The following is a 22983-nucleotide window of genomic DNA, read 5'->3' on the forward strand; positions in this document are numbered from 1 at the left end:
ATCGCGCCGAAAGTTTGATCCGTCTGGACAAGAAAAGTTTTCGGTGCGAGAGTGGTCGCATGCTGGATGTGACCGTGATCGAGGACCCCGAGGCGGCGGCCGTGTCGCTGGACCCCATCCGGGCCCGGCTGCTTGCTGAGCTGGCCGCCGAGCCCGCGTCGGCGGCGATGCTGGCCGGTAAAGTCGGACTGCCCCGGCAGAAGGTGAACTACCACCTCAAGACGCTGGAGCGGCACGGCCTGGTCGAGCTGGCCGGAGAGCGCCGCAAGGGCAATGTCACCGAGCGGCTGATGCGCGCGACCGCGGCGTCGTACGTCATCTCGCCCGCCGCTCTGCCGGCCGTGCAGCCGGACCCGGAGCGCTTTCGTGATCAGTTGTCCGCGCGCTGGCTGCTGGCACTCGGCGCCCGCCTGGTGCGGGACGTCGGGGCGCTGATCACCGGCGCCGCCCGGGCCAGGAAGGGGCTGGCGACCTACGCGCTGGACGGCCAGGTCCGCTTCGCCTCCGCCGCCGACCGCGCGGCCTTCGTGCAGGAGCTGACGGCGGGCGTGAGCGCCTTGATCCGCAAGTACGACGCCCCGGATGCCGAGGGCGGCAGGGACCACCGGATCGTCGTCGCCCTCCACCCCACGGTCAAGGACCAGCAGTCCACCCCCGCACTGGAACAGTGAGCAGGAGCCCCGCCATGTCCAAGGAATTCGAGATCGTCCGTGAGTTCGAGGTCGACGTCCCGCCGGAGAAGGTCTGGGAAGCGGTCACCACCGGTACCGGTGGCTATCTGTGGCCGATGGACCCGCCCGAGCCCCGGGAGGGCGGAAAGGGGCCCTTCGGGTCCACCGTCACCGCCTGGGATCCGCCCCACCGCTACACCAACCGCAGCGAGGACGTCGGATTCCCGGTCCAGTCGGTCAATCAGCTGGATTACGTGATCGAGCCGCGCGACGAGGGGCGCCGGGCGTGGGTGCGCTACGTGCACAGCGGGATCTTCACCGACGACTGGAACAACCAGTACGACGGTGCGAGCAAGCACACCAACTTCTACCTGCACACGCTGTGCGAGTATCTCGTCCACTTCGCGCCCAGGCCGGTCACCTTCGCCCAGCTGAACGGGCCCGCGGCCTCGCAGACGACCGAGGCGCTCGGCGCCGTGGGCCGCGCCCTCGGACTGGCGGACGACGCGGCCGCGGGTACGAAGGTCGGGGTGCGGGGACCCGGCGGCCGGACCCTGGACGCCGTACTCGACTACCGCAACCCGTACTTCATCGGGCTGCGCACCGACGACGCCCTCATCCGGTTCTTCGGACGCGGCCACTGGGGCGCGCCGCTCGGCATCAGCGTCCACGACTTCGCGCCGGACGCCGATGCCGAGGCGAACGAGAGCGCCTGGCAGGGCTGGCTGAACGGGGTGTTCAGTCAGCCCTGAGACCGGCTTCGGCTACGGGCGGAAGCGCAGAACCTGCGGGTCGTGGTCGCTGATCTGGTCGTTGAACTCCGCGTTGATGTGCACGGAGTCGTAGTCGAAGTCGCAGCCGCGGCGGATCGCCGGGCTGATCAGGATCTGGTCCAGGACCTGCTGGTTGCCCTGGTAGTCGTAGGTGTAACGCTCGCTCTTCGGCAGCGACTTGATCGCCGACCACAGCTCGCCGTCACCCTCGAGGATCTTCGCGGTCTCGGAGAACTCGAAGTCGTTCATGTCGCCGAGCGCGATGACGTTCGCGTTCTTCTGGACCTTCAGGATGTCCTTGACGAACGCGTTCACCTCGGTGGCCTGCGCGTGACGCTGGATCTCCGAGCTGCGCGTGGGCGGCTGGTACTGCGAGGTCAGGCCCTGGTCACCGCCCTTGGAGATCAGGTGGTTGGCGATCACGAAGACGGTCTTGCCGCGGAAGACGAACTGGCCGACCAGCGGCTTGCGGCTGTCCTTCCAGGCCGCGTTCGCCGGGTCGATCCGGCCCGGGGAGGCCGTGAGCTCGGCCTTGCCGTTCTCCTTGGTGACGCCGACCGCGGTGGTGGAGTCGCCGCCCGCGCGGTCCACGAAGGACACCCGCTCCGGGTTGAACAGGAACACCTGGCGGATGTTGCCGCCCGGCTCGCCGCCGTCCTGGTCGTTGACCGGGTCGATCGAGCGCCAGTCGTACTTCGGGCCGCCCGCGGCCACGATCGCGTCGATCAGCTTGTTCACGGTCTGGCTCGCGTCGACCGTGCCGTCGTCCGTGGCGCCGTTGTTGTCCTGGATCTCCTCCAGGGACACGATGTCCGGCGACTGGAGGTTGTTCACGATCGCGGCGGCGTGCTTGTCGAAGGTGGCGTCGGAGGGGTCGAGGTTCTCGACGTTGTACGTCGCCACCGCCAGCTCGCGGCCGGACTGCTTCCGGGTCGTCTCGCGCTCCAGGCCGCCGCTCTCCAGCGTGCCGAGCTTGCTCGCGACCAGGGTGTAGCCGCCGTACTGGTTGAAGTCCAGCGGGCCGGTGGTGGTGCCCTCCAGGGTGTCGCCGACGTTCGCCCTCGGGAAGTCGGCGGTGGCGCCCAGCGACTGGATCTGCAGCCGGCCGGTGTTCTGCGCGTCGTAGGAGCCGTAGACCGTGCCGCCACTGGGGCTGGGGTGCTCCCACGGCTTCACCGTGACCCACAGCTCGCTGTAGGGGTCGGTGGCGGTGACCACACGGGTGTCGGCGACCTGGACGTTCATGCCCTCCAGGGACTCGTAGTAGTCCAGGGCGTACTTCGAGGGGTCCAGGGTCAGGCCGTTGATCGAGCCGCCGGCGGCGGTGTCGCCGTCCGGCGTGTACGCGTCGGGCACCGAGTCCTCGTCGATCACGACGGGTGCCGGGACCGCGTTGCCGGTGGAGACGGTGGTGATCGTCGGCTTGGTGATCTCCGTCAGCGACTGGTTGCCGGAGGAGGTGCCGCCCGGGACGTACTCGGAGACCGTGCCGGTCACCGTCACCGAGTCGCCGACCGCGACCTTCGGCGTGGAGCTGGTGAAGACGAAGACGCCCTCGCTGGTGCGCGGGTCGTTGTCCGGGTTCGGGTCCTGGAGCCAGAAACCTCTGGAGGAGCCGTAGGTGCGCGTGGCCGTGACGATGCCGGGCACGTCCGCCACCTTCTGGCCCGCGAACGGCGATATTCGGGTGGTGCCCTGAATGTCGTGGATGCGCACCGAGTCGGCGTGCGCGGGAGAGGTGAGGACGATGGCGGACGCCGCGCTGCAGACGGCGGCGACGGTGAGCGCGGCGAGGCGCGCGGAAGACCTGCTCGGCAAGGGATCCCTCCGGGGACGTGATGATGCGCCGGGACGAGGGTGGTGCGGGAGCGTGTAGGGGTCGTAGCCCTCCGTGACACGCGTAGAGCCGAGTGAACAGTTGTCCCCCCAACTTCTACGCGCGTCAATCTCCAGCCTGGCGGCGGGAGTTGTCAAGGTTTCGGCCATGTACGGCCGCTGACGAGGAGATGAACCGGGCGGCATGGGTGGAAATCCGTCTAGGCTGAGCGGCTGAGCCCGTTCACGGTCCGAGGAGAACCAGCCGATGTCAGACAGCTCCCCCCTGCCGCCCGTACGGCTGCACCCCGAAGCGGAGCTGGCGCGCGCCGCGCTGTCCACGCCGTTGCTCACCCGCGCCGCTCTCCTCGCCCGCTGGGCCGGGCCCGAGACCCGCGTGGACGCCGGCGGCGGACTGGTCGAGGAGCAGCTTCCCGCCGCCGCCGAGCTGCTGGGACTGAGCGGCGACGACGCCGCCGCGCACGCGAGCGAGGCCTGGCGGGTCGCCGTGGATGCCGGGCTGGTCGAGATCGTGGACGAGGAGGCCGGGACGGTCCGGGCCGGCGAGGAGCTGAAACTGCTCACGGGGGGCTCGCCGGCCGATGTGCTCGCGGTGTGGCTCACCGCGCTGGAGACCGTCGTCGCCGACGCGAGCGTCCCCGATCTGGACGATCTGGTCGGCGCCCTGGACGAGGGCGGCGAGATCGATTTCTCGTCACTCGACTGGGATCCCGAGGCCGAGGCGGCGTTCCTGGACGGCGTCCTCGGCAATCTGTATCTGCTGACGGTGAGTGAGGACGGCCCCGGCGAGGGCCCGGTCCCGCTGCCCGCCCTCGCCGCCTCGATGATCGTCCCCGACGACATGGGCGAGCCCACCAACGACGTCCTGGAGCAGGTCTCCGACGCGATGATGCGGCTCGACGACCAGTTCCGGGTGCTGGAGCCGGTCGGACTGGTGGAGTACCAGCCGGTGGACGAGGCGTTGATGGCCGACGCCGAGGAGGAGCCCGCGGCGTCGCTGGACGACACCGACGTCGCGCGGTACGGCATGGTCCGGCTCACCCCGCTCGGTGCGTACGGGCTGCGGGCGCGGCTGCTGGAGGCCGGGTTCCAGGCGCCGGCCGTCGGTGAACTCGCCGACAAGGGCGCGGACGCGCTGTTCGACGGTACGGCCGCGTTCGGCCGGACGGCGGCGCGCGCCGAGACCGAGCAGTGGCTCGACCGGCGGGAACCGCTCGCCGCGGCACGGGAGTTGCTGGCGGCGGCACGGGGTGCGGACGCGGGCGCGCCGCTGCGCCGGCTGCGCTGTCAGCAGGCACTGTCCCTGATCGGCGCGGAGGCCGAGCCGGCACTCCGGGAGGTGCTGGACGATCCGGAACTGGGCGGCCTGGCCCGGGTGTGGCTCAGCGAACGCGGTGCGGCGGGTGTGCCGGCGCCGTCCGAGGAGCTGGTGTTCTGGCTGACCATCGACACGGTGGCCGCGCAGCTGGCGGCCGAGGGCAACTCCGAGGAGCTGCAGGCGCTGGTGGAGGGGCTGGCCGCGCAGCACAGCGGGTTCTTCTCCGCGGCCTGGCGGGTGGAGCATCCGGCCACGGCCGATGTGCTGGAGGCGATGGGACGGCTGCATCCCGACAAGAAGGTGGCGAAGGAGGCGCGGAAGGCCGCGTTCAAGGCTCGTTCTCAGTACGGGGCTTGAAGAACTCCTTGAGCCGGTCATGGGACGACTTGGGTCCGCCATGGGGTGGAGCATACGGATTCTTGAACATGGGCCTGTGAAGTAGCCCGATGTTCAACTCCCGTTCAAGGTGCGACGGGAGCGTGTGCGCCGAACCGAGGTCCGCCACCCTCCACGGCACTCCCACCGTCTCAGGAGACACACCATGTCGCTCACCCGCAGGGACTTCGCCAGAAAATCCGCGATCGCCGGTGCCGGGATCGCCCTCGCGGGCAGCGTCGGCGCCCTCGCCACGGCGCCGAACGCCCTCGCCGCGACCGACGACGACAGCACCGGGGCGGAGTCGGACGGCGACCACCACGGCGTCGGCTACGGCCCGCTGGTCCCCGACCCGAACGGCATCCTCGCCCTGCCCGCCGGCTTCGCGTACGAGATCATCACCTACAGCGGCAGGACCACGCTGGAGTCCGGCGAGCTCACCCCGTCCAACCACGACGGCACCGCCACCTTCGAGGGTCCCCGGGGCACGACCCTCCTCGTCAACAACCACGAGCTCGCCGGTGCCCGCGCCCAGTGGCCGCACCCGGTGCCGCTGGCCGAGGGGCTCGTCTACGACCCGGCGGCGGCCGGCGGCTGCACCGTCGTCGAGGTCCGCCGCGGCGGAGAGGTCGCCGAGTGGGTCGGCATCGCCGGCACCGCCACCAACTGCGCGGGCGGCAGCACCCCGTGGGGCACCTGGCTGACCTGCGAGGAGACCGAGGACAAGGCCGGCAAGAACGGCTTCACCAAGGACCACGGCTATGTCTTCGAGGTCGACCCGGAGGACCGCCGGGCCAACCGCGACCCCAAGCCGATCAAGGCCCTCGGCCGCTACGCCCACGAGGCCGTCGTCGTCGACCCCAAGCGCGGCCACCTCTACCTGACCGAGGACGCCGCCGGCCCCAACGGCCTGCTCTACCGCTGGACCCCGCCGGAGGGCTTCCGCCACGGCCGCGGCCGGCTGCGCACCCTCGCCGACGACGCCGGTGTGCTCCAGGCCTTCAAGTGCTTCGACTCCGGCGGCAAGTTCGTGGACGACCTGTCCCGGGCCACGAGGATCGGCGCGGTCTACGGCGTCGACTGGGTGGACGTCCCGGACCGTGACGCCAAGGCCGTGTCGGTGCGCAAGCAGTTCACCGACGGCCAGGTCACCCGCGCCCGCAAGCTGGAGGGCATGTGGTGGGGTGACGGCGGCGCCTACATCGTCTCCTCCTACGCCCGTGCGGAGAGCCCGGTCCAGCACGACGGCCAGGTCTGGTTCTACGACCCGCGGCGCCGGACCCTCACCCTGAAGGTGCTGCTCGGTGTGAACCCGGACCCGAGCAAGGACGACGCGTTCGACGGCCCCGACAACATCACCGTCTCCCCGTACGGCGGCCTGGTCATCGCCGAGGACGGCGAGGGCGTCCAGCACCTGTTCGGCGCCACCGAGAGCGGCCGCACCTACCCGATCGCCCGCAACGAACTCAACATCGGCACCGAAGCGGAGCCGGAGTACAGCGAGTTCACCGGCGTCACCTTCTCGCCCGACGGGAAGACCCTGTTCGCCAACATCCAGACGCCCGGCATCATGCTCGCGATCACGGGGCCGTGGAAGCGGCAGAAGCGGTAACGCGCGACGCGGAGACTAATTCGCTCGCACGTCCACAGCTGCGCCTCCTACAGTGGGATCACAACGTCACGCACCTCCCGGTGCGAGGGCGGCGGCTACTTCCCTTTCCAGGAATGAAACAACAGCCGCAGCCGACATGATCTCGGGAGGCGCAGCTCATGGTGGGTGTCCGGTGCGCAGGCAGCGGATACTTCATGGGGATCAGAAGGTTGCGGGTTCGACTCCCGTCACCGGCTTCGGGTCGGTGTAGCTCAATGGACAGAGCATCTGACCAAGGACCGTCGCCGACTCTCGACCTCGGACACCCTCCATTTGCCGCGCCTCCCTCCGAAATGGCAAAGAATTCGGGGGAATTCACCATGGCGCGATTCAACACGCGGTTCGCCACGGCGCGGCCGACCTCGCCCGTCACCACCACCGGCCGCGCGCTGCGGACCTACGAGGGCGGCCGGGGCCACGAGCGCGACGCACGCTCCGAGCTCTTTCTGCTCGCCGTCTCCAACTTCGTGACGCGGAGCACCTTCTACGAGTCCGGCACCGACCGCGACGACCGGTTCGCGAAGCTCGTGCGCGACCTCGCGGTGACGGACCCGGACTGGACGGCCGGTCTGCTCGGCTGGCTGCGCGGTGAGGGCCACATGCGGACGGCGTCGATCGTCGGTGCCGCCGAGTACGTGCACGCCCGGCTCGCCGCCGGGGCCACCGACGGCCCGTCGAACCGGCAGGTCGTGGACTCCGTGCTCCAGCGCCCGGACGAGCCCGGCGAGTTGCTCGCGTACTGGACGTCCACATACGGCCGTGCCGTGCCCAAGCCCGTCAAGCGCGGGGTGGCCGACGCCGTACGACGGCTGTACCACGCCAAGTCGCTGCTGAAGTACGACACCGCGTCCAAGGGGTACCGCTTCGGCGACATCCTCAACCTGGTGCACGCGGCACCGGACCCGGACAAGCCGTGGCAGGGCGCGCTGTTCCAGTACGCGCTCGACCGCCGGCACCACCCGGAGACCGCCGCTCCGCCCGCGCCCCTGCCGGTGCTCACCGCGCACCGCGAGCTGATGGCACTGCCGGTCGGGGAGCGTCGGGCGGTCGTCACCTCGCCCGGCGGCGCCGAGCGGCTCGCGGCAGCCGGCCTCACCTGGGAGGCGCTGGCCGGCTGGCTCCAGGGCCCGATGGACAAGGCGGCCTGGGAGGCCGTGATCCCGTCCATGGGCGCGATGGCGCTCGTCCGCAACCTGCGCAACTTCGACGAGGCCGGGGTGTCCGACGAGGTCGCGGCCCGGGTGGCGGCGAGGATCAGCGACCCGGAACAGGTGGCGCGGTCGCGGCAGTTCCCCTTCCGCTATCTCGCCGCCTACCGGCACGCGCCGTCGCTGCGCTGGTCGTACCCGCTGGAGCGGGCGCTCGGCCACTCGCTGGCGAACGTGCCCGCGCTGCCGGGCCGGACGCTGGTGCTGGTCGACCGGTCGGGCTCGATGTTCTGGGCGCAGTCCCGGGACCGCTCGGAGCTCACCCGGGCCGACGCGGCGGCGATCTTCGGCACCGCGCTCGCGCTGCGGGCGGCCGACGCCGACCTCGTCCAGTTCGGCTCGACCAGCGACAAGGTGCGGTTCCGCAAGGGCGAGTCGGTGCTGAAGATCCTGGAGCGCTTCGGCAACCTGGGCGGCACCGACACCACCGACGCGCTGCGCCGGCACTACAGGAAGCACGACCGGGTGCTGATCGTCACCGACGAGCAGTACGCCCCGAACCGGCACGGCGACCCGACCGAGCAGATCCCGGCCCGGGTGCCCGTCTACACCTGGAACCTGGAGGGCTACCGGGCGGGCCACGGACCGTCGGGCACGGGCAACCGGCACACCTTCGGCGGCCTTTCGGACGCTGCCTTCCGGATGGTGCCCCTGCTCGAGGCGGCCGACGACAGCCGCTGGCCGTGGCAGGCCTGAACGGTGTCCGTCCCTGAACGTGGCCCGCACTTCTACGGGGGTGCGGGCCACACCGATGAGCAGGCCGAGCGGTACCCACGGGGGCACGTACGACATCTCCGGTGTCCACTCTGGGGCCCTGCGGCCGGCACGTGCGCCGAGGGCCTGCAGCGCCCTGTTCCAGCCCTGTTCCGGACGCGTTCGTGCCGACGCCGTGCCCGGGGGCGGGGGCATGATGGAACCACCGGTCCTCCTCCACCGTGTGGCTCGATCCCGCGGCGGCCGGCGCCGCGTCCTGGACGGAGCTGCAGCGCCTGCTGGCGGAGCCCTTTCCGTTCTGCACGGACCGCTTCCCGCGCTTCATCCCGCACCTCTCGCTCGGGCGCACCCGTGTCCCGCGCGTCCTCGCCGCCGAATGTGCCACCCGGCTCGGGACGCTGCACGTGGCCGAGATCGCCGTGCTGTCCCGCCGGGGTGACGGGCCCATGCGGACACGCGCCACGATCGGCCCGGGCACCGGCGCGGTACGCCGTCACCTCGGCCCGGAACCGGCGGCCGGCGGATACGAGCCACCCGAGCGGCACTGACCGGGCCGACTAGGTCTCGCTAGGATGTGGAGACAATCCCCGGTTTGCGAGGAGTTTCTGGATGCCGCGGGTCAGGCCCATGCGCGCGGACGCTCGGCGCAACTACGAGCGGTTGCTGAAGGTCGCGGCGGAGGCCTTCGCCGAGCACGGCGAGAACGCGTCACTGGACGACATCGCCAAGCGGGCGGGCGTCGGCTCCGGCACGCTCTACCGGCACTTCCCGACCCGGCAGGCGCTGCTGGAGGCCGCGTACGTGGACCGGATCGAGGCGCTGGGGGCACGGGCCGACGAACTGGCGAGGGAACTGCCGCCGGGTGAGGCGCTGGTGGAGTGGCTGGACGCGGTGTGTGTCGGGGTGATCCAGGTGCGCGGCCTGAAGGCCCTGCTGGGCTCGGCCGTCACCGACGGCGGTTCCCTCGCGGCCACGGCCTGCGGCACCCATATGAAGGACGCGGCGCGGCGGCTGGTGGAGGCGGCGCAGCGGGAGGGCGGCCTGCGGGGGGACGTCGAGCCGCTCGAGGTGCTGCGCCTGGCGCATGGCGTGGCGTCGGCGTCGGAGCTGGCGGACGGGGAGGGGAGGCAGCTCCGCCGGTATCTGTCACTGCTGATGGAGGGACTGCGGCCGGGCGGGGAGGCCTGAGAGCCGGGCGCCCCGGAGGGACGGGGCGCCGCCGGCTGTCGTACGACCGTCTACAGAGCCCGCGATCCCGGCTCCACCATGTTTCTCACCGTCCGGGCCTTGACGAAGTCGCCCAGTGCCGTCATGTCCCACTCGCCGGAGAACTGGCGGACCAGCTTGGCCATCATCACGCCCGTCTGGGGTTCGGCGTGGGTGAGGTCGAAGCGGACCAGTTCCTCGCCGGTGGTGGCGTCCAGCAGACGGCAGTAGGCCTTGGCGACCTCGGTGAACTTCTGTCCGGAGAAGGAGTTGACCGTGAAGACCAGGCCGGTGACCTCCTGGGAGAGGCGGCCGAGGTCGACCGTGATCACCTCGTCGTCGCCCGCGCCCTCACCGGTGAGGTTGTCGCCGGAGTGCCTGATCGCGCCGTTCAGGATGGTCAGCTTGCCGAAGTAGCAGCTGTCGATGTGGTTGCGCTGCGGGCCGTAGGCGATGACCGAGGCGTCCAGGTCGATGTCCCTGCTGTGGAACGCCGGCTCCCAGCCCAGCCCCATCTTGACCTGGGAGAGCAGCGGGCGGCCGCCCTTCGTCAGGGACACGGTCTGGTTCTTCTGGAGGCTGACCCGGCCCTTGTCGAGGTTGATCTTCCCGGCACCCGGCGCCGGCGCGGGCGGGACCGGGGGAGCGGACACCGGCGGGGCCGGCGGGGTGACCGGCGGTTGCATGGCGGGCGGCGGCGGAGCGACCGGCTGCTGCGGCGGGGCCACGGGGGCGGCGGCCGGCTGCGAGGGTGCCGCGGGCGTGGCCGCCGGCTCCTCGACCGTCACCCCGAAGTCCGTCGCGATGCCGGCCAGCCCGTTGGCGTACCCCTGGCCGACCGCGCGGGCCTTCCAGGAGCCGCCCCGGCGGTAGATCTCCACGACGACCAGTGCCGTCTCCGCGCCGAGCTGCGGTGGGGTGAACGTGGCGAGGACCGCGCCGCCGTCCGCGTCGCGGAGCGTGGCCGTCGGCTCGATGCCCTGGAAGGTCTGGCCGGCCGCGTCCGGGCTGGCCGTGACCACGATCTTCTCGATGTCCGGCGGGACGGCGGCGGTGTCGACCGTGATCGCGTCCGGTGCGGCACCGCCGCCGGAGGCGTACGTCACCCCCGGCCCGGCCGGCTGGTTGTAGAAGATGAAGTCGTCGTCCGAGCGGACCTTGCCGTCGGCCGTGAGCAGCAGGCCCGACACGTCGAGCCGCACCGGAGCGGCGACGTCCACCGTCACGCGCGCGGCGGGGAGAGGGATGTTCGAGCCAGGGGTCATAGCTGTCATGCCTGGTGAACGAACGACACCGCTTTACCGTTCCCTTACCCACCCCCAATCGGCTCAGGGGTCCGACCCCGAGTCCCCTCAGGGCACCACCACGATCTTCCGCCCCACCCCGGCCGCGAACTGCTCCAGCGCCTGCGGGTACCGCGCCAGCGGGATCCGGTCGCTGATGAACACCTGCGGGTCCAGCACTCCGTTCGCGAACAGCTCGGCCGCCCGCTCGAAGCTGTGCAGCACCGCCATGGAGCCGGTGATGGTGATCTCCTGGTTGTAGATGCGGTACGGGTCGATCGTCACCCGGGTCGCGTAGTCGGCCACCCCGAACTGCAGGAACGTGCCCGCCTTCGCCACCCGGCCCAGGCCGTCCTGGATCGCCGCCGCGTTGCCGGTCGCGTCCACGACCACGTCCCAGCCCTGCGGGCGGTCCAGTTCGTCCGCGCTCGCCGCCGAGGCGGACACGCCCAGCTGCCGGGCCGTCTCCAGCCGGGCCGGGTTCACGTCGATTACGTCCACGCTCGCCGCGCCGGTCCGCTTGGCCAGCTCCAGCATCATCAGTCCCATGGTCCCGGAGCCGTAGATCAGGACGTGCGCGCCGAGGCGGGACTGCAGGACGTCGTAGCCGCGCACCGCGCAGGACAGCGGCTCCACCAGGGCCGCGTCCTCGGTGCGCACGTGCTCGGGCAGTTTCACGCAGTTGGCCACGGGGGCGAGAGCGTACTGTGCGGCCCCGCCGGCCGTGGTCACGCCGATCGCGGCCCACCGTTCGCACAGGTTGTTGTGGCCGGTGCGGCAGTAACGGCACTCGTAGCAGTACAGGGAGGGGTCCACGGCCACCCGGTCGCCGACCGCGACCTCGGTGACCTGGCTGCCGACGCCGGCCACCTCGCCCGCGAACTCGTGCCCGGGGACGATCGGCAGCTTGGGCGCGAACTCGCCCTGGAGGATGTGCAGATCCGTGCCGCACAGGCCGCAGGCCGCCACCTCGACGACGACCTCGCGGGGTCCCGGCGTCGGGTCGGGCACCTCGGTGACGACGGCGCGGCCCACGGACTCGATGACGGCGGCCTTCATTTCACGGCTCCCAACGACAGGCCCTGGACCAGCTTGTCCTGGGCGGCGAACCCCGCGGCGAGCACCGGCAGGGAGACGACGAGCGACGCGGCGCACACCTTGGCCAGGAACAGGCCCTGGCTGGTGATGAAGCCGGTCAGGAAGACGGGGGCGGTCTCGGCGACCACGCCCGTGAGGACTCGGGCGAAGAGAAGCTCGTTCCAGCTGAAGATGAAGCAGATCAGCGCGGTGGCGGCGATGCCGGGCAGGGCGATCGGCGCGACCACGCGCGCGAGGACGGTCGGCAGCCGGGCGCCGTCGATCTGTGCCGCCTCGATCACCGCCACCGGGACCTCGGCGAGGAACGACTGCATCATCCACACCGCGATCGGCAGGTTCATGGAGGTGTAGAGGATGACCAGGAGCCAGATGTTGTCGAGCATCCCGGTGTTCTTCGCGAACAGGTAGATCGGCAGCAGACCGGCCACCACCGGCAGCATCTTCGTGGACAGGAAGAAGAACAGGACGTCCGTCCACTTGCGGACCCGCCGGACGGACAGCGCGTACGCCGCCGGCAGGGCGAGGAGCAGCACGCAGACCGTCGACACCACGGACGCCACCGTGGAGTTGATCAGGGCCGGCCAGGGGCTCGCGCCGCCGCCCGCCCCGAAGAACTCGCGGTAGCCGTCGAGGGTCAGCGAGGCGGCGAAGGACGGCGGGTTGGTCGCCGCGTCCGCCTCGGAGTGGAAGGACGTCAGCGCCATCCAGGCGATGGGCAGGAAGAACACGATCCCGACGAGCCAGGCAACGAGACCCAGCCCGTTACGGCGCAGTACGGCGTTCATGCGCGGGACACCTCCTCGCGGAACAGGGACGACACCACGCGCAGGGCGAAGGTGGCGATGATGATCGAGCCGATGACGACCAGGACGCCGGCGGCCGAGGCGAGACCGTTCTCGTGGGCCTGGTAGAAGCTCTGGTAGACGGTGTAGGGCAGGTTGGCGGTGCCGAGCCCGCCGGACGTGATCGTGAAGACCGCGTCGAAGTTCTGGACGATGTAGATCGAGCCCAGCAGCGCGCCGAGTTCGAGATAGCGGCGCAGATGCGGCAGCGTCAGATGGCGGAAGATCTGCCAGTCGTTCGCGCCGTCCACGCGTGCGGCCTCGATCTGCTCGGGGTCACGGCTCTGCAGTCCGGCGAGCAGGATCAGCATCATGAACGGCGTCCACTGCCACACCAGGGAGGCCTCGACCGCGAGCAGCGGGGTGTTGGAGATCCAGTCGGGCTGTGGGCCGCCCACATAGTGCAACAACCCATTGAGCAGGCCGTATTCGGGGTTGTAGAGCACATGCTTCCAGAGCAGGGCCGCGGCCACCGGGACGACGAGGAAGGGGGCGATCAGCAGGGTCCGTACGACGCCCCTGCCGCGGAACTTCCGGTTCAGCAGCAGCGCCAGCGCCAGCCCGAGGACCAGGCTGACCAGCACCACCGTCACCGTGAGCAGCACGGTCGTCCAGACCGAGTGGCGCAGGTCGGCGTCGGTCAGGACCTGGCGGTAGTTGTCCAGGCCGGTGAAGCGGCGGGCCTTGGGGTAGAGGGCGTTCCAGTCGAAGAGGGAGATGACCAGCGTGGCCACGAACGGCAGCTGGGTCACGACGATCATGAAGACGAGGGCGGGCATGAGGGGGGCCCGGGTGGCCCAGGCGCGCAGGCGGGCGGAGGGCTGCCGCGTGGCGCGTACCGGTGCGGTCGCAAGAGGTGCTGTCGTCGCGGTCATCGTCCCTCGTACTCCTTGGAGATCTTCTCGGCGAGCGCCTGCGATTTCTTCAGGGCCGACTCGACGGACTGGCGTCCGGCGATGGCCGCGCTGATCTCCTGGGAGACCTTGGTGCCGAGGTCGGTGAACTCGGGGATGTCGACGAACTGGATGCCGGGCGCGGGGCGCGGCTGTACGCCCGGGTCGTTCGGGCGGGCGCTCTCGATGGCCTGCTTCGTCATGTCCTGGAAGGCGGCGGCCGACCTGCGGTAGTCGGCGTTGGTGTAGGTCGACGCGCGCTTGCCCGCCGGGACGTTCGGCCAGCCGCTGGTCCGGCCGACCAGCTGCTCGTAGCCCTTGCCGGATGCCCATGACACGAACTTCCAGGCCTTGTCCGGGTTGCGGGAGGCCTTCTGGATGCCCCAGGCCCAGGTGTAGAGCCAGCCGGAGGACGGGGTCTTCTCCACGGGGGCGGGGGCGTAGCCGAGCTTGCCGCTGACGGGGGAGCCGTTCGCCTCCAGCAGGCCGGCCGCGGAGGTGGCGTCGTACCACATGGCGACCTTGCCCTGGGTCATGTCGTTGAGGCACTCGGCGAAGCCGGACTGGGCGGCGCCGGACTCGCCGTGCCCCCGCACCAGGTCGACATAGAACTTCGTCGCCTTCTCGAACTCGGGGGAGTCCAGGTGCGCCTTCCAGTTCTTGTCGAACCAGGTCCCGCCGAAGGTGTTCACCACCGTGGTCAGCGGCGCGATCATCTCGCCCCAGCCGGGCAGGCCGCGCAGGCAGATGCCCTTCATGCCGGGCCGGGCGCCGTCCACCTGCGCGGCGAGGCCGGCGACCTGCTGCCAGGTGGGATGCGCCGGCATCGTCAGGCCCTTCGCCGCGAACACGTCCTTGCGGTACATCAGGAAGGACGACTCGCCGTAGAAGGGCTGGCCGTAGAGCTTGCCGTCGGAGGCGGTCAGGGACTGGCGCATGGGCCCGAGGACGTCCTGTTCGTCGTACGACGGGTCCCTTGCGACGTACGAGTTCATCTCGTGCAGCCAGCCGTTGCGGGCGTAGATCGGTATCTCGTAGTTGCTCAGCGTCGCCACGTCGTACTGGCCCGCCTGGTTGGCGAAGTCCTGGCTGATCTTGTCGCGGACGTCGTTCTCGGGGAGGACGGTGAAGTTGACCTTGATGCCGGTCTCCTTGGTGAAGCGCGGGGCGAGCTTCTGGAGTTCGGTCATCTGGGGGTTGTTGACCATCAGCACGTTGATGGAGTTGCCACCACCGGTCCCGCCCGCACCGACCCAGCAGCCGGAGAGCAGCGGGGCGAGCAGCGTCCCTGCGGCGGCCATGGCGAGCGTGGCTCGCGGCCTCCGTCGGCTCTGGGTTCGCATGGGTCGCTCCTGGAGATATCGGGATATAAGGGGCACTTGGGGGTGTGAAGCACCCCTCAGGGAGTGGGTTGGACTTTCAGACCCGGATGACCTGCGGGCCCAGCAGGGAGTAGCGGTGTGCCTCGGCGGCCGGGAGCTGGGTGCTCGTCACGATCGTCTCCAGGGCGCCTATCTCGGCGAACCGGCAGAAGCTGACCGCGCCGAACTTGGTGTGCACGCCCGCGAAGACGGTGCGGCGCGCGGCCCGTATCGCCTGCGCCTTGACCTCGCTGACCGCCGGGTCGGGGGTGGTCAGGCCGTGCTCGCGGGAGATGCCGTTGGCGCCGATGTAGGCGAGGTCGATCACGAAACCGGCGAGCATCTTCGTCGTCCAGTGGTCGACGGTGGCCAGCGTGCCGGCCCGGACGCGGCCGCCGAGCAGCAGCACCGAGACGTGCTCGGCCTCCGCGAGGGCGCCCGCGACCGGCAGCGACGCGGTGACCACGGTCAGCGGCCGGCCGGCCGGCAGGGCCTCGGCGATGAGCTGCGGGGTGAAGCCCTCGTCCACGAAGACCGTCTCGGCGTCCCCGAGCAGCTCGGCCGCGGCGGCCGCGATCCGGCGCTTCTCGGGCACATGGCTGGTGGCGCGGAAGGCGAGCGTCGTCTCGAAACCGGCGCTCTCCACCGGATAGGCGCCGCCGTGCGTACGACGGACCAGTCCATGGTCCTCCAGGGCGCGCAGATCGCGCCGGATGGTCTCCCTGGCCACGCCCAGCTCGGCGGCGAGCGCGGTGACGTCGACCGAGCCGGTGGCGCGCGCGGCCCGCACGATCTCGCGCTGGCGTTCTTCCGCCGTCCTCGTGCTCATCTCGTCACCCACCTTCCCGCGGAACTGCCCGTTCGGGCCCATGGGGGAAGTTCTACAGCGGGTGCGCGGCACTGACCAGGCCTGTTGCGGGCCCGATACTGCCCGCTTGTGCCCGTTCACCGAGGGCGCTGCCCGGCGTGGACCTGCGCGGCCGTGTCCGGCGGGGTGGGAGCGGGCGTCCCGGATGCCCGTAGACGGCGGCGGGCGGGCCCGTTCGGTGCCCGCCCGCGCGCGTGAGCGATCGTTTTCCGCCTCCCGGGGCCTTCGCCGGGCTCAGTACGGCCAGATCGGCGGGTCGTTCACGAAGTGCCCGCCGAGGTGGCTGTGCGCCGGGTCGGCCGGGTCCAGCTCGCCCTGCTCGGCGATCAGCTTCTCGGCGTACGGCTCGGAGTCGTCCTGCGGCTCGTAGCCGAGCGCCCGCGCGGTGGTCAGGTCCCACCACAGCCGGGTGTTGGCGGAGGAGCCGTACACGACCGTGTGGCCGACCTCCTCGGCGGTCAGGGCCGCGTGGAAGAGACGGGCGCCGTCGGCCGGGCTCATCCACACCGAGAGCATGCGCACGCTGGTCGGCTCCGGGAAGCAGGAGCCGATCCGCACGGACACGGTCTCCAGTCCGTGCTTGTCCCAGTACAGCTGTGCGAGGTCCTCACCGAAGGACTTGGACAGGCCGTAGAAGGTGTCCGGGCGGCGCGGGGTGTCGACCGGGATCAGCGGCTCGCCCGCGCGCGGGGCGGGGGTGAAGCCGACGGCGTGGTTGGAGGAGGCGAAGACGATCCGGGGCACACCCTCCTCGCGGGCGGCCTCGTAGAGGTTGTAGGTGCCCTCGATGTTGGACCTCAGGATCTTCTCGAAGGGGGCCTCCAGGGAGATGCCCGCGAGGTGCAGGACCGCGTCCACGCCCCGTACGGCCTCGCGCAGGGCCGCCGTGTCGGTGAGGTCGGCGGTGATCGCGTCCGGCGCGTCCTCGACGGGCCGCACGTCGAACAGGCGCAGCGTGTAGCCGTACTCCGGCAGCAGGGATCGCATCAGGGTGCCGAGCCCCCCGGCGGCGCCGGTGAGCAGAACGGTGCGGGGTGCGGGCATCCTCGGTTCTCCTTGCGGCCGGTATTCACATACGTGGACACGCTAGAGAGTTTCTCCGCGCACCGTCAAGCGTCCCGTGATGTCGGTGAATTCGCTCCGGATGCTGCGGGTTTGCCTGCTTGACCTGCCATAAGAAGGCGCTTTAGCGTGGTCGCGTTCAGAAATATGGACGTGGATCAGAAACATGCACCGCGTGCCTCCATGCACCGGCATGTCCCAAGGGAGAGCCCGTGACGCCAGCCCCTCTCACCGAACGGCTCCGCGAACCGAGCGGGCCACTCTTCTTCCCCGTCACGGCCTACGGCCCCGACGGCTCGCTCGACCTCGACGTCTACCGCACCCACGTCCGCCGGGGCGTCGGCGCCGGTGCCGCCGCCGTCTTCGCCTGCTGCGGCACCGGGGAGTTCCACGCGCTGCTGCCGGAGGAGTTCGAGGCCTGCGTCCGGGTGGCCGTGGAGGCGGCCGAGGGGCGCGTTCCGGTCGTCGCGGGCGCCGGCTACGGCACCGCTCTCGCCGTCCGCTACGCCCGGCTCGCCGAGCAGGCCGGCGCGGACGGCCTCCTCGCCATGCCGCCGTATCTCGTCCTGGCCGGTCAGGAGGGCCTGCTGCGGCACTACCGTGAGCTCGCCGCGGCCACCGCCCTGCCGTTGATCGTCTACCAGCGCGACAACGCCGTCTTCACCCCGGGGACGGTGGCCGAACTCGCCCGCACCGACGGGATCATCGGCCTCAAGGACGGCCTCGGCGACCTCGACCTGATGCAGCGGATCATCAGTGCCGTACGCACCGAGGTCCCCGGCGACTTCCTGTACTTCAACGGCCTGCCCACCGCCGAGCAGACCCAGCTCGCCTACCACGCCCTCGGCGTCCCCCTCTACTCCTCGGCCGTCTTCTGCTTCGCCCCCGAGATCGCCCTCGCCTACCACCGGGCCCTGAACGCGGGCGACACCGCGACCCTCCGGCGTCTCCTCGACGGCTTCTACCGCCCGTTCGTGGAACTGCGCGCCCAGGGCCGCGGCTACGCCGTCTCGCTCGTCAAGGCGGGCGTACGGCTGCGCGGCCTGGACGTCGGCGAGGTCCGGCCCCCGCTGCACGAGCCGACGGAGGACCATGTCAAACAACTCGCCCATCTGATCGAGCGGGGCTATGCGCTACTGGAGGGGGACACGTGAACGCCCTCGGCCCGTGCTGGAGGAGGGCGCCTGGGCGGGTGTCGGGTGTTGTCCGGAGTGGGTGTGCCGGGCGGGCGTCGGGTGGCGTCCGGGGTGGGGCGTGTGGGCGGGCGTCGGGTGGCGTGCGGAGGAGGGTGTACGGGCGGGCGTCGGGTGGCGTGCGGGCGGGCGTCGGGTGGCGCCCAGAGGGGGTGTCTGGGCGGGCGTTGCGTGCCGTCCGGAGTGGGGCGTGTGGGCGGGCGTTGCGTGCGGTCCGGGGTGGGGCGCGTGGGCGGGTGTCGGGTGGCGTCCGGAGGCGTGTGTCCGGGCGGGCGTTGCGTGTGGTCTGGAGGGGGCGTGTGGTTGGCGCCGCGTGTCGTCCGGAGGCGGGCGCGTGCGGGAGTTCCGGGTGCCGTTGCCCGGCGGTTGGCGTGTGAGGGAGTTTTGGTGAGGCCTGGAGATGCGCGTGTGAACATCTGTCCCTGCACCACAGAGGAGGGCGTGTGAAGGCGTCGGCGTTCGTGTATCCCTGGGACGTGGGCGGGGACCCCGAGGCCCCCGCGCGCATCGCCGGGCTCGGCGTGGAACAGGTGACCCTCGCCGCCGCCTACCACTCCACCCGCGCCCTGACCCCCCGCCACCCCCGCCACCGCATCGTCACCGCCGAGTACGCGGCCGTCCTCTATCCGCCGGGCGACCGCTGGGCGGGCCGCGGCCTGCGCCCGTACCCCGCCGGCCGCTGGGCCCCCGGGGACGCCTACGGTGAGGCCGCACGGGCCCTGACCGCGGTGGGCCTGGAGGTGCACACCTGGGTCGTCCTCGCCCACAACTCCCGCATGGGCGCCGAACACCCGGACACCTCGGTGGTCAACGCCTACGGCGACCGCTACCCCTGGGCGCCCTGCATCGCCCAGCCCGCCACGCGCGCGTACCTGGTCGACCTGGCCGCCGAGGCCGCCGTACGCCCCGGCGCGCACGGCACCGAACTGGAGTCCCTCGGCTGGTACGGGCTGCAGCATCTGCACGCCCACGACAAGACGTCCGGGGTCGGTCTCGGCGAGGCCGGGCAGTACCTGATGTCGCTGTGCTTCTGCCCGTCCTGCCGCGCCGGGTACGCCGGACAGGGCCTGGACACCGACGGGCTGGCGGCGTCCGTGCGGGCCGCGCTGGAGCCGCTGTGGCGAGGCGCGGCGGACGACGAGGGCTGGCCGACGGTCGAGAAGCTGCTCGGCGAGGAGAACGCGGCCCGCACGCGCGCGTGGCGCGACGACACCGCCGGCACCCTCCAGGAGGAGGCCGTCGCCGCCGTACGCGCCGCCGCACCGGCCGGGTTCCAGGTCCTGCTGCACGCCGACCCGGTCTCCTACCACTGCGGCGCCAACGCCGGCGTCGACCCCGCCCGCGTCCTCGCCGTCGCCGACGGTGTGGTGGTGCCCTGCACCGGCGGTACGGACCTGCTGGCGCCCTTTGCCGCAGCGGCCCGGGAGCGGACGGTGCTGGCCGCCAACCTCACGGTCGTCTCGGGGATGGGCGGCAGCCCCGGCACCCTCGCCGCGGACGCGGCACGCGCCCGTGCCCGGGGCGCCACCGAACTGCGGCTCTATCACGCCGGGTTGGCGTCCGACCCGGACCTCGCCGCGGTGCGCGAGGCCCTGTCGGCGCGCTGAGCAAGGGAGGCGGCCGTCCCGAGCAGCGCGAGGCCGTACAGCGGCAACAGCAGCGCGGGGGAGGCGAGTTCCACCAGCCCCGCGCCCACGGCCAGTCCGATGACATTGGGTGTGAAGACCAGGGTGCCGGCGGTGGCCGTCGCCCGGCCGAGCAGCGGGCCGGGGGTCTCCCGCTGCACGGCGGTGAAGGCCGCGACGAGCACGCAGGGCAGACCGAGACCGGCCGCCGCGGAGGACGCGAGGGCCAGCGGGTCCGACGGCACGGCACGGGCGGCCGCAGCCAGTGCCGTCAGTGCGATCCCCGCCGCCGCGAACCGGCGCGCGCCCAGCCGCCGCAGCGCGACGCCCGAGAGGAGCCCGGCCGCCACCGAACCGGCGCCCTGGACGGCGTACAGCACGCCGGTGTACGCGGGGGAGTGGCCGAGCCGGTCGACGACGGCGTACAGCGTCGTGCTGCACAGCGAGGTGAGGAGCATCGTCGTACCGGCCGCGCCGACCAGCGGGCGCAGCCCCGGGTGACTCCACAGGTGCCGGACGCCCTCCGCGGTCTCCTGCCGCCAGTCGCCGCCGGACCGGGCGGGCCGTTCCTCGCGCACCCGCAGCAGCGCGTACAGCCCGGCGGCGACCGCGAAGGTGGCCGCGTCCAGGCAGGCGACGGCCGGGCCGCCGAAGGCCGTGTACAGACCCGCCCCGGTCAGCGGGGCGACGAGCTTCATGCCTTCGGTGACGGCCATGCGCAGCCCGTTGAAGTCGCCGAGGCGCTCCGGGCCGATCGCCGCGGTCACCAGGGCCGACTCGGCCGCGTCGTGAACGACCTCGGCGGCGCCGTAGACCAGCAGGACGGTGAAGAGCAGCCACAGGCCGCGCGGGGAGTGCACGGTGCACAGGGTGAGCAACAGGGCCGCCAGGCCCGCGTTCAGCGCCACCAGCAGCGGCCCCCGCCGTACGCGGTCGGCGATCGTGCCGAGCGGTGGGCCGGCCAGGGTGGGCGCCCACATGGCGAGCATGCACAGGGCGGCCAGGCCGTCGGACCCGGTGAGGTCCTTCACCCACACGCCCGATGCCAGAAACAGCGCGGAGTTGCCGAAGCCCGACACCACCACCGCCGCCAGATACAGCCCCGCGTTGCGGTCCCGCAGCACGCGGAGCAGGGTCCAGGAAGTCGTCATGCCTGCTCATCGTGGGTCTAAGGCAGGCGGGCGCGGATCGGTAAGGTGCCGTATCCGCGGGGCGGGGCGTGGCGGCGGCAATCCGGCGGAACCTGTCAGGAATGCCCCTGGGGCGTGCGCCGGCCCGAACCTACTGTCGGCGGCATGCGCTACCTCGCCCCGATTCTGATCGGTCTCGTCTACGTCCTGCTGACGTCCCTCGTCCCGGAGCCGCACCGGCGCCGCCTCAACGCGGTCATGGTGGCCGGCGCGGGCGCCGCCTACCTCAGCGGCGGGGGCCTCGGCGGCTGGGAGTTCGCGTTCACCGCGGTGGCCACCTATGTCGCCTACAAGGGCCTGGACTCCTGGGCCTGGATCGGCGTCGGCTGGCTGCTGCACACGGTCTGGGACGTCGTGCACCACCTCAAGGGCCACCCGATCATCCCGTTCGCGCACGACTCCTCCTTCGGCTGCGCGCTGTGCGACCCGGTGATCGCGGTGTGGTGCCTGGGCGGCGGACGATCGCCGTGGAAGTGGCTGCGCGGCAGCGATGAGTTCGGGCGGGCCGGCCGGTCAGTCCTTCGTACGAGGAGTGCGACCGTGAAGGAGTAGCGCATGACCGTGATCGACCTCGGCCCGCAGACCCGGATCGTGGCCGGGCTCGTCGAGTCCGTGACCGACGAGCAGCTGACCGCTCCCACACCGTGCCCGGACTACGCGGTGCGGAACCTGCTGGGCCACATCCAGATGCTCTCGGTGGCCTTCCGTGACGCCGCCCGCAAGGACCTCGGTACGAGGACCGACACCAACCCGAACGCCGCCGTACCGGACATCGGCCCCGGCTGGCGTGCGGAGCTGCCCAAGGTCCTGGACGAACTGGCCGACGCCTGGCGCGATCCGGACGCCTGGACGGGCATGACCCGCGCGGGTGGGGTGAACCTGCCCGGCGAGGTCGCCGGCGCCGTCGTCGCCGACGAACTGGTCATCCACGGCTGGGACTTGGCCCGCGCCGTCGGCCGGCCCTACGCTCCCGACCCCGCGGCCCTGGAGTCGGGCCACGGCTTCCTGCTCGCCGCCGCCGAGGACCCGAACCGCGGCGCCGGCCTCTTCGGCCCGGTCGTCCCCTGGCCCCCGGAGGCACCGCTGCTGGACCGGGCGGTGGGGCTGAGCGGGCGGTATCCGGGGTGGCGTCCGTAACAGAAACACCCACAGAAACACGCCGCAAAGACACCCACAAAGACAGCCAACAAAAACACACCACAAAAATACTGCGCAGAAACACCTCCCGAAGTATCGATCATCGCATTATCGCGAAAATAGATCAGGACATGTTCCGGCAACACTTCCCCGCGGCCGGAAAATCCTTTTTCCGTCCGCGGGGCGAGTCGGGAAAGGCGGGGAAGCCGGACCCGCGGAGGCAGACCGGGGGCGGCTCCCGGGAGTGCGCGGGGGGAGTGCGGACCGGGCCGGCTTCGAGGCGGCAGGCGCAAAATCAACCACCGGCCGGCGGCTCTCTTGCGGCCGGCTCGATTGCGCTGCGAAGGTCGTACCGGCCGATGAATCAATCGGTTTTCGTGCCGCATTCCCTTCTCGGAAAAGGAGTTGGTCATGCCCGCTCAGCACACCACGACGGATGTTTTCGACCTCGACGTCCGGGGCGTCGTGGACCCGACCGAGGAAGCGACCACCAGCATCGGCAGCAGCAGCGGCATCCCGACGCTGTGCAGCAACGAGTGCACCGGCGACTGCTGCACCATCTTCAACTGCAACTGACGCCAGGATCAGCCTGACGTGACACGTGGCTCTCCTTCCGGCGGCGGCCGGAAGGAGAGCTGCGGCCCACGCCCAGGAAGACGCTCAGGACGCCCAGAAAGCG

20 protein-coding genes and 1 pseudogene are annotated in these 22983 nt (G+C 71.3%); 12 read left to right on the forward strand and 9 right to left on the reverse strand.

The genetic code is table 11. From position 1 onward, the window contains the following. The first annotated feature begins 59 nt into the window (after positions 1-59). Together SRB17_RS06335 and SRB17_RS06340 are read left to right on the forward strand one after the other, a co-directional pair. Complete coding sequence (locus tag SRB17_RS06335; protein ID WP_153535217.1) at positions 60-671, forward strand: ArsR/SmtB family transcription factor; 612 nt, start codon at positions 60-62, stop codon at positions 669-671. A gap of 14 nt (positions 672-685) precedes the next feature. Continuing rightward, positions 686-1423: an SRPBCC family protein gene (locus tag SRB17_RS06340; RefSeq protein ID WP_153535219.1), complete on the forward strand. Its 738-nt coding sequence runs from the start codon at positions 686-688 to the stop codon at positions 1421-1423. Between the two features lie 12 nt (positions 1424-1435). On the opposite strand, the gene SRB17_RS06345 is transcribed toward SRB17_RS06340, so the two are convergent. Next, a complete protein-coding gene (locus tag SRB17_RS06345) occupies positions 1436-3262 on the reverse strand; it encodes an endonuclease/exonuclease/phosphatase family protein (RefSeq protein ID WP_153535221.1) in 1827 nt (608 codons plus the stop codon). A 265-nt stretch (positions 3263-3527) separates the two neighbouring features. Between SRB17_RS06345 and SRB17_RS06350 the strand changes: the two genes are divergently transcribed. The 5 genes and pseudogenes from SRB17_RS06350 (at position 3528) to SRB17_RS06370 (ending at position 9734) form a co-directional block, all read left to right on the forward strand. After that, positions 3528-4955 (forward strand): hypothetical protein, encoded by a 1428-nt coding sequence (locus tag SRB17_RS06350; RefSeq protein WP_153535223.1) that lies wholly within the window; start codon positions 3528-3530, stop codon positions 4953-4955. A 184-nt stretch (positions 4956-5139) separates the two neighbouring features. Then, positions 5140-6585, forward strand: coding sequence for an alkaline phosphatase PhoX (locus SRB17_RS06355; RefSeq protein ID WP_153535225.1), 1446 nt, complete (start codon positions 5140-5142; stop codon positions 6583-6585). A gap of 359 nt (positions 6586-6944) precedes the next feature. Continuing rightward, positions 6945-8528 (forward strand): TROVE domain-containing protein, encoded by a 1584-nt coding sequence (locus SRB17_RS06360; protein WP_153535227.1) that lies wholly within the window; start codon positions 6945-6947, stop codon positions 8526-8528. Between the two features lie 233 nt (positions 8529-8761). Continuing rightward, positions 8762-9094: pseudogene (locus SRB17_RS06365) on the forward strand (polynucleotide adenyltransferase); the annotation flags it as partial. Between the two features lie 61 nt (positions 9095-9155). Beyond that, the gene (locus SRB17_RS06370) at positions 9156-9734 is read left to right on the forward strand and encodes a TetR/AcrR family transcriptional regulator (RefSeq protein ID WP_153535230.1); all 579 of its coding nucleotides are present in this window, start codon (positions 9156-9158) and stop codon (positions 9732-9734) included. 50 nt (positions 9735-9784) lie between these two features. On the opposite strand, the gene SRB17_RS06375 is transcribed toward SRB17_RS06370, so the two are convergent. From SRB17_RS06375 to SRB17_RS06405, 7 genes are all read right to left on the reverse strand, one after another. Next, positions 9785-11017, reverse strand: a complete 1233-nt coding sequence (locus SRB17_RS06375) for a TerD family protein (RefSeq protein WP_153535232.1) — start codon at positions 11015-11017, stop codon at positions 9785-9787. An 87-nt stretch (positions 11018-11104) separates the two neighbouring features. Beyond that, positions 11105-12094: a zinc-dependent alcohol dehydrogenase family protein gene (locus SRB17_RS06380; protein ID WP_153535234.1), complete on the reverse strand. Its 990-nt coding sequence runs from the start codon at positions 12092-12094 to the stop codon at positions 11105-11107. After that, the gene (locus SRB17_RS06385) at positions 12091-12918 is read right to left on the reverse strand and encodes a carbohydrate ABC transporter permease (protein ID WP_153535235.1); all 828 of its coding nucleotides are present in this window, start codon (positions 12916-12918) and stop codon (positions 12091-12093) included. The genes SRB17_RS06380 and SRB17_RS06385 overlap by 4 nt, the downstream gene beginning before the upstream one ends. Next, positions 12915-13850, reverse strand: coding sequence for a carbohydrate ABC transporter permease (locus SRB17_RS06390; protein ID WP_153535237.1), 936 nt, complete (start codon positions 13848-13850; stop codon positions 12915-12917). The genes SRB17_RS06385 and SRB17_RS06390 overlap by 4 nt, the downstream gene beginning before the upstream one ends. Then, positions 13847-15211 carry an ABC transporter substrate-binding protein gene (locus SRB17_RS06395; RefSeq protein WP_153535239.1) on the reverse strand — a complete coding sequence of 455 codons (1365 nt, stop codon included), beginning with the start codon at positions 15209-15211 and terminating at the stop codon, positions 13847-13849. Before SRB17_RS06395 ends, SRB17_RS06390 begins: the two co-directional genes overlap by 4 nt. A gap of 76 nt (positions 15212-15287) precedes the next feature. After that, positions 15288-16058 carry a DeoR/GlpR family DNA-binding transcription regulator gene (locus SRB17_RS06400; RefSeq protein WP_153535241.1) on the reverse strand — a complete coding sequence of 257 codons (771 nt, stop codon included), beginning with the start codon at positions 16056-16058 and terminating at the stop codon, positions 15288-15290. Positions 16059-16331: 273 nt separating this feature from the next. Continuing rightward, positions 16332-17141 carry an NAD-dependent epimerase/dehydratase family protein gene (locus tag SRB17_RS06405; protein WP_153535243.1) on the reverse strand — a complete coding sequence of 270 codons (810 nt, stop codon included), beginning with the start codon at positions 17139-17141 and terminating at the stop codon, positions 16332-16334. Positions 17142-17371: 230 nt separating this feature from the next. Here SRB17_RS06405 and SRB17_RS06410 point away from each other — a divergent pair, with 230 nt between their 5' ends. Together SRB17_RS06410 and SRB17_RS06415 are read left to right on the forward strand one after the other, a co-directional pair. Next, complete coding sequence (locus SRB17_RS06410) at positions 17372-18313, forward strand: 5-dehydro-4-deoxyglucarate dehydratase (RefSeq protein ID WP_323375068.1); 942 nt, start codon at positions 17372-17374, stop codon at positions 18311-18313. 482 nt (positions 18314-18795) lie between these two features. Beyond that, a complete protein-coding gene (locus SRB17_RS06415) occupies positions 18796-19959 on the forward strand; it encodes a hypothetical protein (RefSeq protein ID WP_323375069.1) in 1164 nt (387 codons plus the stop codon). On the opposite strand, the gene SRB17_RS06420 is transcribed toward SRB17_RS06415, so the two are convergent. Further along, the gene (locus SRB17_RS06420) at positions 19896-21128 is read right to left on the reverse strand and encodes an MFS transporter (RefSeq protein ID WP_153535247.1); all 1233 of its coding nucleotides are present in this window, start codon (positions 21126-21128) and stop codon (positions 19896-19898) included. The two genes, SRB17_RS06415 and SRB17_RS06420, sit on opposite strands and share 64 nt — an antisense overlap. Positions 21129-21272: 144 nt before the next feature. Here SRB17_RS06420 and SRB17_RS06425 point away from each other — a divergent pair, with 144 nt between their 5' ends. The 3 genes from SRB17_RS06425 to SRB17_RS06435 all read left to right on the forward strand — a co-directional run bounded on the left by SRB17_RS06425 (position 21273) and on the right by SRB17_RS06435 (position 22880). Further along, positions 21273-21719 carry a DUF6010 family protein gene (locus SRB17_RS06425; RefSeq protein ID WP_153535249.1) on the forward strand — a complete coding sequence of 149 codons (447 nt, stop codon included), beginning with the start codon at positions 21273-21275 and terminating at the stop codon, positions 21717-21719. A 3-nt stretch (positions 21720-21722) separates the two neighbouring features. Continuing rightward, positions 21723-22304, forward strand: coding sequence for a TIGR03086 family metal-binding protein (locus SRB17_RS06430; protein ID WP_153535251.1), 582 nt, complete (start codon positions 21723-21725; stop codon positions 22302-22304). A 411-nt stretch (positions 22305-22715) separates the two neighbouring features. Continuing rightward, positions 22716-22880 carry a hypothetical protein gene (locus SRB17_RS06435; RefSeq protein WP_153535253.1) on the forward strand — a complete coding sequence of 55 codons (165 nt, stop codon included), beginning with the start codon at positions 22716-22718 and terminating at the stop codon, positions 22878-22880. The last annotated feature ends 103 nt before the right edge of the window (positions 22881-22983 follow it).

It is taken from the genome of Streptomyces sp. RB17 (assembly GCF_009604455.1).
Taxonomy (GTDB): Bacteria; Actinomycetota; Actinomycetes; order Streptomycetales; family Streptomycetaceae; genus Streptomyces.

What these genes read in the sequence shown, in the direction of transcription:
- SRB17_RS06385 (WP_153535235.1), bottom strand. Translation starts at nt 12,918, where the DNA reads ATGAACGCCGTACTGCGCCGTAACGGGCTGGGTCTCGTTGCCTGGCTC.
- SRB17_RS06390 (WP_153535237.1), bottom strand. Translation starts at nt 13,850, where the DNA reads ATGACCGCGACGACAGCACCTCTTGCGACCGCACCGGTACGCGCCACG.
- SRB17_RS06400 (WP_153535241.1), bottom strand. Translation starts at nt 16,058, where the DNA reads ATGAGCACGAGGACGGCGGAAGAACGCCAGCGCGAGATCGTGCGGGCC.
- SRB17_RS06425 (WP_153535249.1), top strand. Translation starts at nt 21,273, where the DNA reads ATGCGCTACCTCGCCCCGATTCTGATCGGTCTCGTCTACGTCCTGCTG.
- SRB17_RS06430 (WP_153535251.1), top strand. Translation starts at nt 21,723, where the DNA reads ATGACCGTGATCGACCTCGGCCCGCAGACCCGGATCGTGGCCGGGCTC.
- SRB17_RS06360 (WP_153535227.1), top strand. Translation starts at nt 6,945, where the DNA reads ATGGCGCGATTCAACACGCGGTTCGCCACGGCGCGGCCGACCTCGCCC.
- SRB17_RS06395 (WP_153535239.1), bottom strand. Translation starts at nt 15,211, where the DNA reads ATGCGAACCCAGAGCCGACGGAGGCCGCGAGCCACGCTCGCCATGGCC.
- SRB17_RS06375 (WP_153535232.1), bottom strand. Translation starts at nt 11,017, where the DNA reads ATGACCCCTGGCTCGAACATCCCTCTCCCCGCCGCGCGCGTGACGGTG.
- SRB17_RS06340 (WP_153535219.1), top strand. Translation starts at nt 686, where the DNA reads ATGTCCAAGGAATTCGAGATCGTCCGTGAGTTCGAGGTCGACGTCCCG.
- SRB17_RS06405 (WP_153535243.1), bottom strand. Translation starts at nt 17,141, where the DNA reads ATGCCCGCACCCCGCACCGTTCTGCTCACCGGCGCCGCCGGGGGGCTC.
- SRB17_RS06350 (WP_153535223.1), top strand. Translation starts at nt 3,528, where the DNA reads ATGTCAGACAGCTCCCCCCTGCCGCCCGTACGGCTGCACCCCGAAGCG.
- SRB17_RS06335 (WP_153535217.1), top strand. Translation starts at nt 60, where the DNA reads ATGCTGGATGTGACCGTGATCGAGGACCCCGAGGCGGCGGCCGTGTCG.
- SRB17_RS06420 (WP_153535247.1), bottom strand. Translation starts at nt 21,128, where the DNA reads ATGACGACTTCCTGGACCCTGCTCCGCGTGCTGCGGGACCGCAACGCG.
- SRB17_RS06355 (WP_153535225.1), top strand. Translation starts at nt 5,140, where the DNA reads ATGTCGCTCACCCGCAGGGACTTCGCCAGAAAATCCGCGATCGCCGGT.
- SRB17_RS06380 (WP_153535234.1), bottom strand. Translation starts at nt 12,094, where the DNA reads ATGAAGGCCGCCGTCATCGAGTCCGTGGGCCGCGCCGTCGTCACCGAG.
- SRB17_RS06370 (WP_153535230.1), top strand. Translation starts at nt 9,156, where the DNA reads ATGCCGCGGGTCAGGCCCATGCGCGCGGACGCTCGGCGCAACTACGAG.
- SRB17_RS06435 (WP_153535253.1), top strand. Translation starts at nt 22,716, where the DNA reads ATGCCCGCTCAGCACACCACGACGGATGTTTTCGACCTCGACGTCCGG.